The sequence below is a fragment of the Pelagibacterium halotolerans B2 genome, from assembly GCF_000230555.1.
In the GTDB taxonomy this organism is placed as follows: Bacteria; Pseudomonadota; Alphaproteobacteria; order Rhizobiales; family Devosiaceae; genus Pelagibacterium; species Pelagibacterium halotolerans.
Genome location: NC_016078.1, coordinates 2,333,005 through 2,347,616, shown reverse-complemented (window position 1 = coordinate 2,347,616; position 14,612 = coordinate 2,333,005). Strand labels below are relative to the sequence as shown.

Genomic DNA, 14,612 nt, shown 5'->3' with positions numbered 1-14,612 from the left:
ATTGTCATGTTCAGTACTTATGACTGCCCCTGTTGTTTTTCGCCTTGGAGTTCCGGGGTGGCGCAGGTGAAGCACTGAAGCGCGTTCTCCGAGGCGCCGCCTTCTTGCTCAAGGCATCAGAAGACGAGAGGGCAAGATGCCCAATAGTGATCCTTCCGACGGCGGAAATATGCCCGTACGCCTGACAACCGAAGCGATTTCCGCCGGCTATGATGGGCCCCCGATCCTTTCGGACGTTTCGCTTGCCGTCGCGAACGGAAAGATGACGGTGCTGGTTGGGCCGAACGGTTCGGGCAAATCGACGCTGCTCAAGACCATGGCGCGCATTCTTTCTCCCACCACCGGACAGGTGTTGCTTGACGGCAAGTCGATCCATGCCTCGAAAAGCCGCGACGTGGCGCGCGCGATGGGCATCCTTCCCCAAGGACCAATCGCCCCCGAGGGCTTGACTGTCCGGGAGCTGGTCGGGCAGGGCCGGTTTCCGCATCAGGGCCTGATGCGTCAATGGACTCGACAGGACGAGGATGCAGTCGAAAAGGCAATGGCGACGGCCCTGGTCACCGAATTTGCCGACCGGCCGGTGGATTCGCTGTCGGGCGGGCAGCGTCAGCGCTGCTGGATCGCCATGGTGCTTGCCCAGGAAACCGATCTGCTGCTGCTCGATGAGCCGACCACATTCCTCGACCTCAAGGTCCAGGTGGACCTTATGGAGTTGCTGGCCGACCTGGCCCATGGCGGCGGGCGAACGCTGGTTGTCGTGCTTCATGAATTGAGCCTCGCGGCAGCGTATGCCGATCATCTCGTCATGATGAAGGATGGCCAGATTGCCTGCGAGGGCGCGCCGGATGCCATTTTTACCGCCGATCGGCTCAAGGAAGTCTTCGATCTCGATGCCCATGTGGTGCGCGATGCGACCACGGGCCATCTGGTCTGCGTGCCGCTGGGCACTCATGCGCGCCGCAAGGCCGCGGTGCGGGTCGCATGAGTTCGGTCGCGCATGCGCCGCGTTCACGGCGGGGGGCACTTAGCGCTTCGGGGTTGCCGGTGCTTCTCGTCACGGTGATGCTGCTTTTCGGCCTGCACATTGCGGTAGGCGCCAAACACTTGCCCCTAACGACGGTTCTCGAGGCCATCTTCAGCCGAGACACGACCATATTCGATCATATGATCGTTTGGGATCTGCGATTGCCGCGGGCGCTCATCGCGCTCACGGTGGGGGCCGCGCTGGCGGTTGCCGGAGCGCTTATGCAGGGCGTTACCCGCAATCCGCTGGCCGATCCGGGGCTGCTGGGACTGATGGCGGGTGCGTCCTTTGCGGTGGTCATCACGTCATTCCTTTTTGGTGCCGCCTCGCTTTACTGGCTGCCATGGATTGCAGCACTGGGCGCGCTGGTCACCGCGCTGATCGTTTACTTTATCGCCCATTGGGCGCCCGGCGGACCGACGCCCCTGACGCTCACGCTCTCGGGTGCGGCTGTTTCGGCTTTTCTCGGCGCAATCATATCAATTGCGCATCTGCTTAACGAAGACACATTCGACAATCTTCGCGTTTGGCTTTCAGGTTCGCTCGCAGGGCGCGATATCTCGATGCTCTACGTGACGGGACCCTGGATCGCCGTCGCGTTGGCGGCAGGGCTCGTCCTGGCTCGACAGGTGACCGCGCTGGCCATGGGCGATGATGTGGCCAAGGGCCTTGGCGTGCGCACAGGGCCACTCAAATTGCAATTGCTCGTGGTTGTCGTGGTTCTCACGGCCTGTTCGGTGGCTCTGGCTGGCCCCATGGGATTTGTCGGGCTGGTCATTCCCCATGTGGCGCGCTTGTTCGTGGGGTCGGATTACCGCTGGATCGTGCCCTATTCGGCTGTGATCGGCGCGGCCTATCTTCTTGGCGTCGATACTATCGCGCGGATTGCCATTCCGCCGCGTGAAATATCGACGGGAATCATCACGGCGATGGTTGGAGCGCCGGTGTTTATCCAACTCGTGCGCATGAGGGCCCGATGACTGTCGCCGCATCGGAGAGCCATGTCGTCCTGCGCACGGCAAACGAGCGTATCGCCTTGCGCCTGCCTATGCGCGGACTTGTGGCCTGCGGCGTTTTGTGTGTTGTGCTTGTCGGGATATGGGCGCTCAGCCTTACGCTGGGCAGTTATGATATCGATCTCGCAACGCTTCTGACGACCTTGTCGGGTACGACGGTGTCGCCGGCCATCGACAATGTGGTGTGGCAGTTCAGGATGCCGCGGGCTCTGGTTGCCGCGCTGGCCGGTGCCATGATGGCATTGTCGGGTGGCGCAATGCAGAACGTCACGCGAAACGGCCTTGCCGACCCATCGCTCATCGGTATCAGTCAGGGTGCAGCCCTTGCCGTCGTTGCGGCCATCGTGGTGTTTCCGCAATTGGACTATGGCTGGCGTCCGGTCTTTGCGTTTGGTGGCGCACTGGGTATTGCGGTTCTTGTCCAGGCGCTAAGCTTTCAGAGGCGCGGCAACAACACCATTCGGTTCATTTTGCTGGGTATCGGGGTTTCGGCGTTCATCTCTTCGATTACCTCGGCCATGCTTACCTATGGCGACCTCGATCGCGCCATGTCGGCCCTGGCCTGGCTCGCGGGCTCGGTCAATGCGGCCACCTGGACCGATGTGAACGTGCTCTTGGTCTGGAGCCTTGTCCTGATGCCGCTGATCCTGGCACTGAGCCGCATCATGTCGGTATTGCGTATGGGCGAGGACACGGCAATCGGTCTGGGCGCATCTGTAAGATGGGCCCGGTACGGGCTGATCTGTGTGGGCGTCGGCTTTGCCGCCGCCGCGACCGCGATCGTTGGTCCGCTTGGCTTTGTGGGCTTGATCGCGCCGCACGCAGCCCGGCGCATCGCGCGCAGCGGTATTGGAATTCATACCCTTTTGACCGGGTTGTGCGGCGCCGTCCTGGTGTCCGTCGCAGACCTGATCGGGCGCGCGGCGTTTGCGCCCATTCAACTTCCTGCAGGCCTCATAACGTCAATTATCGGCGTGCCCGTATTCATCTACCTCCTGCAACGGGCCTCGGCCAAATCGCATTTGTGAGACAGTTCATGAAATTCATCACCTTAACCGCACTCCTGACGGCCAGCGCTTTTTCGCTACAGGCGGCGCCGGCCCTCGCGCAGGAGTTTCCTCTGACCATCGAGCACAAGTTCGGGACCACCGTCCTCGATGAAAAGCCTGCCAGGGTCGTCAGTATCGATTTCGGAGGGATCGACAATATTCTCGCGCTCGGTCTGGAGCCGTTGGCCGTCAGGCAATGGCGCGTGCAGGACGGGTTCAGGTTTACCGCCGGGCCATGGGCGGAGCCTTTCCTTACAACCGAGCCGCTTGTTCTTGAGGGCGATCTCGATTTCGAGGCCATTGCGGCACAGGAACCTGACGTCATCATTGGCCTCTATTCGGGGATATCGGGGGCCGATTATGAGAAGTTGAGCCTGATTGCGCCCGTCGTTGCGGTGCCGGAGGGGGTGGGCGACTACGCCTTGGCATGGGATCAACGCGCCTTGTTGGCCGGGCGAGCCCTGGGTGAAGAGGCTGAGGCACTCGCGCGCATCGAGGCGATCGATACCCAGCTTGAAACGATCCGGACACAGCATCCGGAATGGGCTGATATGACAGCCGTGGTCGGCGGATTCCGGGAGGGCGGACCCTGGGCCTATACCCGCTACGACGTCCGGGGGCAGTTCCTTGAAGGTTTCGGGTTTCAATTGCCCGACGCGCTCAATGCCGTCTCCAAACAAGACGAATTCTACATCGAAGGTTCGCCAGAAGACATTGCCATGATCGATGCCGACGTCGCCATCTGGTATGGCGGTGGCGAATACGAGGAGATCCGCAATTCTCCGGCGCTGCCTTTCCTGCATGCTTATGAAACAGGCGGTGAAATCTATCTTCCCGACCATGTCGTCGCCGCGTTTGCGCGCGTCTCGCTGCTCTCACTTCCGGTCGCGATCGAAGCTCTTGTGCCGATGATCGAAGCTGCAGCGGATGGTGATCCCGAAACGGTAGTCGCGGACGCGCGCTAGACCTTGCCGCGCTGATTTTCAGGACCTTCAAACCAGAATTGAGCTTTGACATGAAATCCAATACTTTCCAGATCCTATTTGCCGCAACTGTCGCCATTTTTTCGCTGTCCGGACCTGCTTTTTCGCAGGAGTTCCCACTGACCATCGAGCATAAGTTCGGAACGACGGTTATTCCCGAAAAACCGGTGAGAGTTGCGACCATCGATGCGTCAGGAGCAGACGATCTGCTTGCGCTCGGCATCCAGCCGGTGGTCATCAAATACTGGTTTGGCGACTATGAGCGCGTTGTCTGGCCCTGGGCCGATCCCCTTCTTGAAGAGGTGCCGGCCACCATCCGTGGCGATCTCGATTTCGAGATGATCCTCGCCGCCGACCCCGATGTCATTCTTGCGTTGTGGGCCAATGTCACGCCGGAAGATTATGAACGGCTCAGCCAGATCGCTCCAGTCGTTGCGGTGCCGCCGGGCGTGGGCAATTACGATATGAGCTGGGACGATCGGGCCCTGCGCACCGGGTTGGCCGTCGGCCTTGAGGATGAGGCGCAGGCTCAGGTCGACGCAATCCGCGCCCAGCTTGCTGATGTGGCGGCCACCCATCCCGAATGGCAGGGGATGACCGCATCGGTGGCTGCCATCCGGCGTCAGGGCGATCCCGGTGCTTACACCTCTGGCGATATCCGCGCACGGCTTCTCGGCGACATGGGTTTTGAGACGCCGCAGGAGATCGAGGCGCTTGCGACCGAAGACAGCCCTTATTGGGCGTCGCTGTCGCTTGAAGATCTTTCCCCGCTTGATGGCGATCTGATTGTCTGGGTGTCCTCGGATGGAAATTTCGACAACGTGCTGGCCCTGCCGGACAGGCCCTATCTCGATGTCGTCCAGCGCGGCGGTGAGGTGCTGGCCGGCAAGGAAATGACGGGAGCGTTCTCGCACGCAACGCTTTTGTCGCTGCCCTACGGCATCGAGCGCCTCGTGCCGATGATCGAGGCTGCGCTGGACGGCGATCCGGAAACCAACGCCGACGACCGCTAGATTTTTGGAGTTCTTATTGATGACCTTTTCATTTCAATCGGTCGGCCGGCTGGCGAGTGCTGCCGCGCTTGTCGTGGTTGCAGGCTTGTCCTCTTTTTCAGCTCCGGCTCAGGAAACCCGCCTCTTTGTCGATGACATGGGGCACGAGGTTGAAATACCGGTCGATCCGCAGCGTATCGTTTCGTTGCGGGGCGAGCAGATCACGGCGCCGCTGATCGAACTTGGCGCCGCCCTCGTCGGCTCGAGCGGGCGGGTGGATGCCGGAGTGAATGGTGGCGCACCCTATGTGCGCGGCGCCTACGATGCTCTGGGCTTCCGCTTCGAGAATTCAGACGTCACCTGGGTTGGCGACCCCAACCAGTACGATCTTGAAGCCATCGCGTTGGCCGAACCGGACCTCATTTTGCTCTCCGAGGGCGGTGTCGAGAGCTATGAGCAGCTTTCCCTTATCGCCCCATCCGTCATTATTGCCGGCTGGGAAGAAGATCTTCTGGCCCGCTACCGAAAGATTGCCGACGTCGCTGGCAAACTCGATGTTTACGAGGAGCTTCTGGAGGACTGGGATGTACGGCTCGCCGCGGCGCAGGAGGTGATCGCGCAAACCGTCGGCGATCCAGGGGCTGTTTCAGTGGGGGTCATCGAACCTCGCTCCGGTTCGGTCCGGGGCTTTCGTACCTATGACGCGCTGACCCAGATCATTCACGAGCTGGGGTTCTCCATGCCCGAGGCAATCGCCGACCTCGAAGACGCCCGCATCGATGTCAGTCCCGAACTCGTCCACGAGTTCGACGCCGATTTCATGATCAGCACCTACTGGCCGGCCACCGGCACGACGGTGGAGGCGATCTATGAGCTTTGGGATGCAGCGGTGCCCAACTGGCGGGACGAACTTCATGCTGCGCGCACCAATCAGTACTTCATGGTCCACCGTGAGGAGATGCGCGCCGTCAGCTTTGCCGCGTTGCGCTCCGTCCTCAACATTGTCGTGTCCCAGATCGCCACTCGTGGCTTCGTGCCGCTCGAGGCCGAATAAGACTGTAAGGATTTGGCTCAAATGAACATGCTTTTGAAAATACTGGTTGTTATGGCCGCATCGTGCGGACTGTCCATGGGTGCCATGGCCCAGGAAACCCGCCAATTCACGGCAGAGAACGGGACCTTTGACATCCCGGTCGAACCGCAGCGCATTGTCGCGCTGAACGATCAGATTCTCACCCTACCGCTCTATGAAATGGGTGCTTCGGTCGTTGGAAGTGCCGGTCGTCTCGATGCCGATGGCAACGCCTTCCTGCGAGGCGGGATGGATACGTTGGGCATTGATTTCCCCAACACCGACATCGAATTTGTCGGCCTTTTCAACGATCTCGACGTCGAAGCGATCGCGGCGCTCGAGCCTGATCTCATCATCGGCGGTGTCTATAACGATGCGGCGGTGATCGATCAGCTCCAGACCATCGCGCCCACGCTCGTCATTAACAATGGCGAATTGGGACTGATCGAAACGCTCCGGACGCTGGCCGATGCCAGCGGCACAGGGCGCACATTTGAAGCGCGCTACCAGCGTTATCGTGACAATGTCGAGCGCCTCAAGACCTTCCTGGGCGACCCGTCGGAAATCACTGCAACGCTGACTTTCATGTTTCCGGAAGGCGAGGAACTCTGGGTTTATAAAAGCGGACTTGGAGCGATCAGCCATGTTTTGGCGGATCTGGGCGTTTCCCAGCCCGCTGCCGTGGCCGCGCTCGATACACCGCAGATCAGCTACAGCGCGGAACTGATCCAGGATCTCGATGCCGACTTCGTTTTCGGCTTCTACCGCCAACAGCCCGATGCGACGCCCCAGACCATCAGCGCGGCGTATGAAACGTTCGCGCCCGGCTGGTGCCAGGCGCTGACAGCCTGCCAGAACGGGCAGTTCGTGCTGTTGCCTGGTCCAACTTTCGGGTCGGCAATGGCCTCGCTTGATCTCGCGCTTGAAATGGTCGAGGCGCACATGGCCGGCCGTCCTTTCGTGCGGTTTGAGGATGTCAACCGATAATGGCCAACCACGTCTTTTGCCGCGATCTGTGCCTTGAAAGAGGTGAGCCTCACGAGGGTACGGGCAATGCGCCGCATCGGGCGCTTCTGCTGGCCTGGCCGCGGGGCAAATGGCGCACCCCCAGATGGGAGTCGGCGGATATGAGTGAAGCGCTCGCCGCCTCCATACACAATGCCGCGAAAAAGGGCCTCCATGTTGCTCTCGTCGACCGCGTCGGCGAGAGTGCTGGTTTGCCCCAGCTCATGGCGCAGCCCGAGCAGGTCTGTGCTGATTTCGAGAGCGAGGCTGCGCTGATTGCGGCTATCGACGACTACGCCGACGGTAAAGTGTTTTCCGGAACGTCCGATCCGCGCATCACCATTATCGTGTGCACCGACTCGCGGCGCGATGCCTGCTGCGCGCGGTACGGTTTTTCGACCTACAAGGCGCTGGCTGCAGTCGCCGATCCGGCGAAATTCCATATCGTTCAGGCAACCCATATCGGTGGCTGCCGGTTCGCGGCCTCGCTGGTCGTCATGCCCTATCGTCAGCGCTACGGTCGCATGACGGCGGGCCAGGCTGCGGCATTCATCGAGGCACTGTCGCGCGGGCAGATATTCCTGCCTGCCTACAAAGGCCGTACCGACGAGCCCGAGCCGATCCAGGTGGCCGAACTCGCGGCCCTCAAATGGGCCGCCGACAACGATGCCTCCGTATCGAGCGTTCGATTGTCCCATGATGCGCTGCCCGAATCCGCAAAGGACGGAGACGAGCTCGTCCTTTCCGCCGCGTTGGACACCGAGCGGCTTTCGATCCACCTGCGCGCGAGAACCTTCCATATTCAGGGCAATTGCGGCGTGGTTGCCGAAGGTGGCGGCAGCCACGAAATCCGATGGTGCCTGGACCATTTGTCCAGGGCATCCTGACATCCCGCCGGCGGTCCTCACCTGCCGGTTCTTTTCCCCTCAAGACTGAAGTGAGGCATTTATCCATGACCTTTAAAGCTCTTTTTTCTGCCGCCGCGATTGCGGTTCTGGCCAGCCAGGCATCGGCACAGGAGATGCGCAGCTATACCGACGATACCGGCCGCAGCGTTGAGGTGCCCGTTGCGCCCCAGCGTATCGTGACGCTCCACGACAGCTCACTCACCATTCCTCTGATCGAGCTGGGCATCACGCCCGTTGGCGCGTTCAGCCGCAGCGGCGATGACGGCGCGTATATGCGGGGCGCTGCGACGTTGACCGGCATCACTTTCGATAATTCGGGCATTGCGAATGTGGGCGGATCGCCTGCCGATATCGAGGCGATCGCGGCGCTGGAACCGGACCTCATCATCACGGCGACCTTCCAGGCCACGCCGATCGATCAGCTTCAGGCGATCGCACCGACCGTGGTGGTCGAAGACAACATGCGCGGGGAGCTGGCGACCTTCGAGGATATTGCCGAATTGACCGGCACACAGGATCGCCTGGAAATTCTCAAGACCCGCTACGATAACCAGGTTCAGCAGATCCGCGACGTCATCGGCGATCGCGACATTTCCGCCTCGATCATTCTTACGGCGAACGGCGAGATTCAGGCCTGGCACACCTATGGTGTGATCGGCAAGGTTCTGCGCGACGCCGGATTTACCTTCCCCGACATCCTCAACGGCATCGAAAGCAGCGACCGCGAACTGTTCTCGGGCGAAGAACTGCAGGCTTTCGACGCCGATTTCATGTTCCTCACTTATGATGCGCCGCGCGGGCAGACCCCGGCCCAGGCCATTGCCGATATCGATACGGTTGCCCCGAACTTCTGCGAATTTCTGACGGCCTGCCAGGGAGAACGCTTTGTCCTTTTGCCGCGCGAGGATGCTGTCGCCCGTTCCTATACGGCTGCCGGCATGATGGCTTCTGCAGTCCTTGCCGCAATCTCGGGCCGCGATCTTGATGCGCTGGCCCGGTAAAATTCACCAAGGGGAACCTACAATGAAAACCAGACTCACTGTCGGTATGCTGGCCGCGCTGCTGACGATAACCTCCGTCACCGCACAAGAGACCCGCAGCTTTACCGACGATGCCGGCAGGACCGTGGAAATTCCGGCCGATCCGCAACGCATCGTGTCTCTGCAGGATCTTTCGATCACCATTCCGTTGATCGAACTGGGCGTCTATCCGGTGGCCAGCCACGGGCGCACCACAGAATCCGGTGAAGGATTTATCCGTTCCTCCAAGGTCCTGACCGGTGTGGACTTCGACAATTCCGACATTGCCTTCGTTGGCAATCTGCCCGTCGACGTCGAAGCTGTCGCTGCGGCTGAGCCCGATCTGATCATCACCACGCCGTGGCAAACCGCGCCGGTGGAGCAACTGGAAGCCGTCGCGCCGACCATTGTGCTCGATGATACCGTGCGTGGCGATTTCGGCATGTATGAAGCGCTAGCCGAGATTACCGGCACAACCGATACGCTCGCGGTCCTTGAGGGCCGGTACGACAGCCAGATCGAACAGATCAAGCGGCTGATCGATACAAGTTCAATCTCGGTCAATGTCATTCAGGGTGTCGATGGGGAAGTCCTCTCCTGGCATACCTATGGCGGATTGGGTCGGGTGCTGCGAGACGCAGGATTTGCGTTCCCCGAGCGCGTCGACGCCATACCGGAAGGTGAGTTTGCGCGCATGAGCGCCGAAGCGCTACCCGAACTCGATGCCGACTTCCTGTTCGTCACCTATCGCACCGACACGCTGGAAACCCCCGAAGATGCGTTCGGGCACCTCGAGCAGGTCATGCCCAATTTCTGCGACTTCCTGCATGCCTGCCGGGAGAACCAGATGATCGTCATGCCGCGCGAGGAGGCTTCGGCCTCGTCCTATTATGCGCTGGGTGTGATGGCCTATACGGTGATCTCGCATATCAGCGGCCGTCGCTTCGATCCGCTGGCCGAATAGACGACCGGGTCCGCCGGGCGTCCGGCGGATCCACCTCCACCTAGACCGTGCGTTGATTGACGCGCGCGGCAACCGCTTGGGCGCTTTCGACCCGTTCCGAGTAGCGGTCGACCAGATAGTCGGCCCGGTCGCGCACCAGAATGGTGAACTTGACCAGTTCCTCCATCACGTCGACGATCCGGTTATAGAATGGCGAGGGGAGCATGCGCCCCGCCTCGTCGAATTCATTGAACGCCTTGGGCACTGACGACTGGTTGGGGATAGTGACCATGCGCATCCAGCGGCCCAGAATGCGCAACTGGTTGACGGCATTGAACGATTGACTGCCGCCATTGACCTGCATCACAGCCAGCGTTCGTCCCTGTGTCGGCCGGATGCCGCCAATGGACAGGGGGAGCCAGTCGATCTGGGATTTCATGACGCCGGTCATTGCCCCGTGCCGCTCCGGCGAGCACCAGACCATGCCTTCGGACCACATTGCGAGTTCGCGCAGTTCGACGACCTTGGGATGGTCCTTGGGCGCGCCGTCGGGCAGGGGCAGACCCTGGGGGTTGAAGATCCGCGTCTCGGCCCCGAACCGACGCAGGATGCGGGCGGCCTCCTCAGTCGCGAAGCGCGAATAGGAGCGCTCGCGCAACGACCCGTACAGCAGCAGGATGCGGGGCGCGTGTTGCTTGTGCTGCGGAGTGAGCAGCGCCGTTTCGTCGATTGGGCGGAAGTGCTCTTCGGCGAGGGCGGGGAGACTGTCGATTTCAGACAATGCGCTTTCCGTTTCCGTCGATAATGACTTCCCCGTCCTCCTTGGTGAAGGGCCCGATATCGGGATTGGGCAGGATTTCGAGCACCAGTTCGGACGGGCGGCACTGACGCACGCCCTTTTCGCTAACCACGAACGGTCGGTTGATCAGGATGGGGTGAGCCAGCATGGCGTCGATCAGTGTTTCATCGGCGACCGAAGGATCGTCGAGACCCAACTCGGTGTATGGCATCTCTTTTTTCCGCATTGCCCCGCGGACCGAAAGGCCGGATCGCATGATGAGATCGACAAGGGTTTCGCGGCTCGGCGGCGCCTTGAGATACTCGATGATTTCCGGTTCTTCGCCCGACTGGCGGATCATGGCGAGCGTGTTGCGCGAGGTGCCGCAGTCGGGATTGTGGTAGATGGTGATGGCCAATTCAGACCTCCGTAAAGTGATGCCGGGTGCGGTTGGCAAGGGCAACAAGCGAGAGCATGACAGGGACTTCGACCAGCACCCCGACCACAGTCGCCAGCGCGGCACCCGAGTTGAGGCCGAAAAGCGAAATTGCCACCGCGACTGCCAACTCGAAGAAATTGGATGTCCCGATCAGGGCGCAGGGTGCTGCGATATTGAAGGGGACCTTCCATTTCCAGGCGGCCCAATAGGTGATGGCAAAAATGCCGTAGGACTGAATCAGCAGCGGTATGGCGATTAGGACGATAACCAGCGGGTTTGCGAGGATCGTCTGGCCCTGAAAGCCGAACAGCAAGACGACTGTCGCCAAAAGCCCGAGGACCGAGGCGGGTTTGATGCGGGCATTGAAGGCGTCGATACGGCTGGTGTCTGCGGCATCGCGCAGAAGGACCTGCCGGGTGATAGCGCCGGCGATGAGTGGCAGGACGACATAGAGCCCGACCGAGAGTAGCAGGGTTTCCCAGGGCACTGTAATTTCGGTAAGCCCAAGCAGCACCGCGACGATGGGGGCGAAAGCGACGACCATGATGGCATCGTTCACCGACACCTGCACCAGGGTGTAGTTGGGATCGCCCTTGGCCAGTTGCGACCAGACGAACACCATGGCCGTGCAGGGCGCCGCGCCCAGAAGAATCAGGCCGGCGATGTATTGCTGGGCGTCGGCGGGATCGATCAGCGGCGCGAAGAGAAAATTGAAGAACAGCACCGCCAGCAGCGCCATGGAAAACGGCTTGACGAGCCAGTTGACCACAAGCGTGAGCACGAGCCCCTTTGGCTGGCGTCCGACCTGACCGATGGCGGCGAAATCGACGGCTACCATCATGGGATAGACCATGGCCCAGATAAGCACGGCCACCACGAAATTGACCGAGGCATATTCGAGGCCGGCTAGCGCTGCAAACAGATCCGGAACGACATTGCCCAGTACGACCCCGGCAATAATGCAGGCGGCAACCCAGACCGAGAGCCATTTTTCGAAAAAGCCGATGCCACCCGCAGGGGCGGGGGCGGTTGTATCAAAAGTCATCAGGATCAGTCCCGCGTTTGGCCTATGGCGTCCAGCTTCGACTTGAGCGCCAGACGGTCGAGGCTGGCAATGGGCAGATTGAGCAACAGCGAGATGCGATTGCCCAATTGCCGCGTCGCCTCGGCGAAGGCAACGTGCTTTTCGGCGTCGGTGCCTTGGACGGAAGCGGGGTCGGGGATGCCCCAATGAGCGGTCATGGGATGGCCCGGCCAGACTGGACAGGTCTCGTTGGCGGCACTGTCACAGACCGTGAAGATGAAATCGAATTCGGGCGCACCGGGCTTTGCAAATTCATCCCAGCTTTTCGAACGGGCAAAGCCGGTGTCGATCCCGAGGCTTCTGAGCAGATCGAGCGTAAAGGGATGAACCTCGCCTCTGGGCTGACTGCCGGCTGACCAGGCCCGGAAACGGTCCTTGCCGTCACGGTTGAGCAGGGCCTCGGCGATGATCGAGCGCGCGGAATTGCCCGTGCACAGGAAAAGGACAGAATAGGGTGTGTCAGTCACAGCAAGGTTCCATTGCAGATTGTTGCAGGCAGGCGAGGTTGGTGACCAGCGGCGCACAGACTTCGGGACGGCCCCCGCAGCAATCCTCGAGCAGGAAAGCCACAAGATCACCGGCGGCCTTGAAATTGGCGCTATAGCGAATGGTCCTGCCTTCGCGCTCGGAAACGATCAGTCCCGAACGCGCGAGTGCAGCAAGGTGAGTTGAAATGGTATTTTGCCGCCCGTTGAGCGCCTCGGCGATTTCGCCCGCCGGCAAGCCTGCGGGGCCGACTTTCACCAGCCGACGAAATATGGCCAGGCGAGTGGGCTGTGAAAGTGCATCGAAGGCAATGAGAGCGTGTTTTGTATCCATATATCGAGAAATATCGATATATGGATACAGCGTCAAGCTCTCATTCGTTTTTGGCTGTCCAACCAGCTAGAGAAGAACATTGCCGAAATGAAGCGCGACACCGGCTGCCGCACAGCCGATCAACACGGTAACCGGGCCGAGTCCGAACCGGAAAATCGCGATCATCGCCGCAACGATCAGCAGGGCGGAGAGCCAATCGATCGAAGCAAGGACCGGCAGGTCGATCTGCAGGCCGAAGGCGGAAAATTCCACAACTTCGGAGAACACCACGTGCAACCCGAACCAGACGGCCAGATTCAGGATCACGCCGACAACGGCCGCAGTGATGGCGCTCAGCGCTGCGGTCAGGACTTTGTTGTCCCGCAGCCGCTCGATGAAGGGAGCGCCAAGGAAAATCCAGAGAAAGCAGGGCGCGAAGGTGACCCATGTGGTGAGCAATCCGCCAAGTGTGCCGGCTAGAAGAGGCGGCAACGTTCCGGGCGCACGGAAGGCGCCCATGAAGCCCACGAACTGGGTGACCATGATCAGCGGACCCGGTGTCGTTTCGGCCATGCCCAGCCCGTCGAGCATTTCTCCCGGGGCCAGCCAGCCAAAATTCTGCACCGCTTCCTGGGCGACATAGGCGAGAACCGCATAGGCACCGCCGAAAGTTACGATTGCCATCACGCTGAAAAAGCCGGCGATCTGCGAGAAGACGTTATCGAGCCCCAGAAGCCCGAAAAGCAGTGCGACCGGGACCAGCCAAAGGGCGAGAATGACAAGTGAGATCCGAAGGGCTCCACCCGGATCCAAATGGGTGTGGGCAGGAGATTGTTCGCCGAGCAATGTATCGGAGTCGGCGATCTGTGTCGCGCCGACCTTGCCGTGATTGATCCTGGGCTCGAAGGCAGCCATCCCGGCTCTCGCGCCCATGAACCCGATCAGGCCGGCTGCCAGAATGATGATCGGAAAGGGAACGGCAAAGCCGAAAATCGCGACAAACGCCGCGGCGGCAATGGCCAGCATCGCTCCATTTCTCAAGGCACGGCCGCCGATGCGGATCACCGCCTGAATGACGATGGCGAGTACCGCGGCCTTCAGCCCGAAGAACAAGCCTTCCACCAGCCCGACATTGCCCCAGATGGCATAAATCCAGCTCAGCGCCATGATGGCGACGATGCCGGGTATGACAAACAGCACCCCGGCGATGATGCCGCCGGTCGTGCGGTGCATCAGCCAGCCTATATAGACAGCAAGCTGCTGGGCCTCGGGTCCGGGCAGGAGCATGCAGTAGTTGAGAGCATGGAGGAACCGTTGTTCGCCGAGCCATTTCTGCTCTTCGACGAGGATGCGGTGCATCATGGCAATCTGGCCCGCTGGGCCGCCAAAACTCAAAAGACCGATCCTGGCCCAGATCCTGGTCGCTTCGGCGAGTGTCGGGTAATTTCGGTTCTGCATGCACGCCCAAAACAGGTCAGATGGTGTCACGCAGTTTAACTACG

16 protein-coding genes are annotated in these 14,612 nt (G+C 60.7%); 10 read left to right on the top strand and 6 right to left on the bottom strand.

Annotated elements, in window-relative coordinates; translation table 11 throughout:
• Nucleotides 1-136 precede the first annotated feature (136 nt).
• The 10 genes from KKY_RS11455 to KKY_RS11410 all read left to right on the top strand — a co-directional run bounded on the left by KKY_RS11455 (nt 137) and on the right by KKY_RS11410 (nt 10,032).
• On the top strand, nt 137-985 hold the full coding sequence (locus tag KKY_RS11455; RefSeq protein ID WP_244404008.1) for an ABC transporter ATP-binding protein: 849 nt from the start codon (nt 137-139) through the stop codon (nt 983-985).
• The gene (locus KKY_RS11450; protein ID WP_014131511.1) at nt 982-2,004 is read left to right on the top strand and encodes a FecCD family ABC transporter permease; all 1,023 of its coding nucleotides are present in this window, start codon (nt 982-984) and stop codon (nt 2,002-2,004) included. Before KKY_RS11455 ends, KKY_RS11450 begins: the two co-directional genes overlap by 4 nt.
• Nucleotides 2,001-3,068, top strand: a complete 1,068-nt coding sequence (locus tag KKY_RS11445) for a FecCD family ABC transporter permease (RefSeq protein WP_014131510.1) — start codon at nt 2,001-2,003, stop codon at nt 3,066-3,068. Before KKY_RS11450 ends, KKY_RS11445 begins: the two co-directional genes overlap by 4 nt.
• Nucleotides 3,069-3,076: 8 nt before the next feature.
• Nucleotides 3,077-4,054: an ABC transporter substrate-binding protein gene (locus tag KKY_RS11440; protein WP_014131509.1), complete on the top strand. Its 978-nt coding sequence runs from the start codon at nt 3,077-3,079 to the stop codon at nt 4,052-4,054.
• 50 nt (nt 4,055-4,104) lie between these two features.
• Nucleotides 4,105-5,085 carry an ABC transporter substrate-binding protein gene (locus KKY_RS11435; RefSeq protein ID WP_014131508.1) on the top strand — a complete coding sequence of 327 codons (981 nt, stop codon included), beginning with the start codon at nt 4,105-4,107 and terminating at the stop codon, nt 5,083-5,085.
• A 19-nt stretch (nt 5,086-5,104) separates the two neighbouring features.
• Nucleotides 5,105-6,118 carry an ABC transporter substrate-binding protein gene (locus KKY_RS11430; protein WP_014131507.1) on the top strand — a complete coding sequence of 338 codons (1,014 nt, stop codon included), beginning with the start codon at nt 5,105-5,107 and terminating at the stop codon, nt 6,116-6,118.
• Between the two features lie 21 nt (nt 6,119-6,139).
• Nucleotides 6,140-7,123, top strand: a complete 984-nt coding sequence (locus tag KKY_RS11425; RefSeq protein WP_014131506.1) for an ABC transporter substrate-binding protein — start codon at nt 6,140-6,142, stop codon at nt 7,121-7,123.
• Nucleotides 7,123-8,028, top strand: coding sequence for a sucrase ferredoxin (locus KKY_RS19610; RefSeq protein WP_014131505.1), 906 nt, complete (start codon nt 7,123-7,125; stop codon nt 8,026-8,028). The genes KKY_RS11425 and KKY_RS19610 overlap by 1 nt, the downstream gene beginning before the upstream one ends.
• A gap of 65 nt (nt 8,029-8,093) precedes the next feature.
• On the top strand, nt 8,094-9,050 hold the full coding sequence (locus KKY_RS11415; protein WP_014131504.1) for an ABC transporter substrate-binding protein: 957 nt from the start codon (nt 8,094-8,096) through the stop codon (nt 9,048-9,050).
• Between the two features lie 22 nt (nt 9,051-9,072).
• Nucleotides 9,073-10,032, top strand: coding sequence for an ABC transporter substrate-binding protein (locus KKY_RS11410; RefSeq protein ID WP_014131503.1), 960 nt, complete (start codon nt 9,073-9,075; stop codon nt 10,030-10,032).
• A 40-nt stretch (nt 10,033-10,072) separates the two neighbouring features.
• Here KKY_RS11410 and arsH read toward each other — a convergent pair whose 3' ends face one another.
• From arsH to chrA, 6 genes are all read right to left on the bottom strand, one after another.
• Nucleotides 10,073-10,792, bottom strand: a complete 720-nt coding sequence (gene arsH / locus KKY_RS11405; RefSeq protein ID WP_014131502.1) for an arsenical resistance protein ArsH — start codon at nt 10,790-10,792, stop codon at nt 10,073-10,075.
• On the bottom strand, nt 10,785-11,207 hold the full coding sequence (gene arsC, locus KKY_RS11400; protein WP_014131501.1) for an arsenate reductase (glutaredoxin): 423 nt from the start codon (nt 11,205-11,207) through the stop codon (nt 10,785-10,787). The genes arsH and arsC overlap by 8 nt, the downstream gene beginning before the upstream one ends.
• 1 nt (nt 11,208) lies before the next feature.
• Nucleotides 11,209-12,273, bottom strand: a complete 1,065-nt coding sequence (gene arsB, locus KKY_RS11395) for an ACR3 family arsenite efflux transporter (RefSeq protein WP_014131500.1) — start codon at nt 12,271-12,273, stop codon at nt 11,209-11,211.
• A gap of 5 nt (nt 12,274-12,278) precedes the next feature.
• Entirely contained in the window at nt 12,279-12,779 is a 501-nt protein-coding gene (locus KKY_RS11390) for an arsenate reductase ArsC (protein ID WP_014131499.1), read from the bottom strand.
• A complete protein-coding gene (locus tag KKY_RS11385; protein ID WP_041528726.1) occupies nt 12,772-13,131 on the bottom strand; it encodes an ArsR/SmtB family transcription factor in 360 nt (119 codons plus the stop codon). Before KKY_RS11385 ends, KKY_RS11390 begins: the two co-directional genes overlap by 8 nt.
• A gap of 66 nt (nt 13,132-13,197) precedes the next feature.
• Nucleotides 13,198-14,568: a chromate efflux transporter gene (gene chrA / locus KKY_RS11380; RefSeq protein ID WP_014131497.1), complete on the bottom strand. Its 1,371-nt coding sequence runs from the start codon at nt 14,566-14,568 to the stop codon at nt 13,198-13,200.
• Between the last annotated feature and the right edge of the window lie 44 nt (nt 14,569-14,612).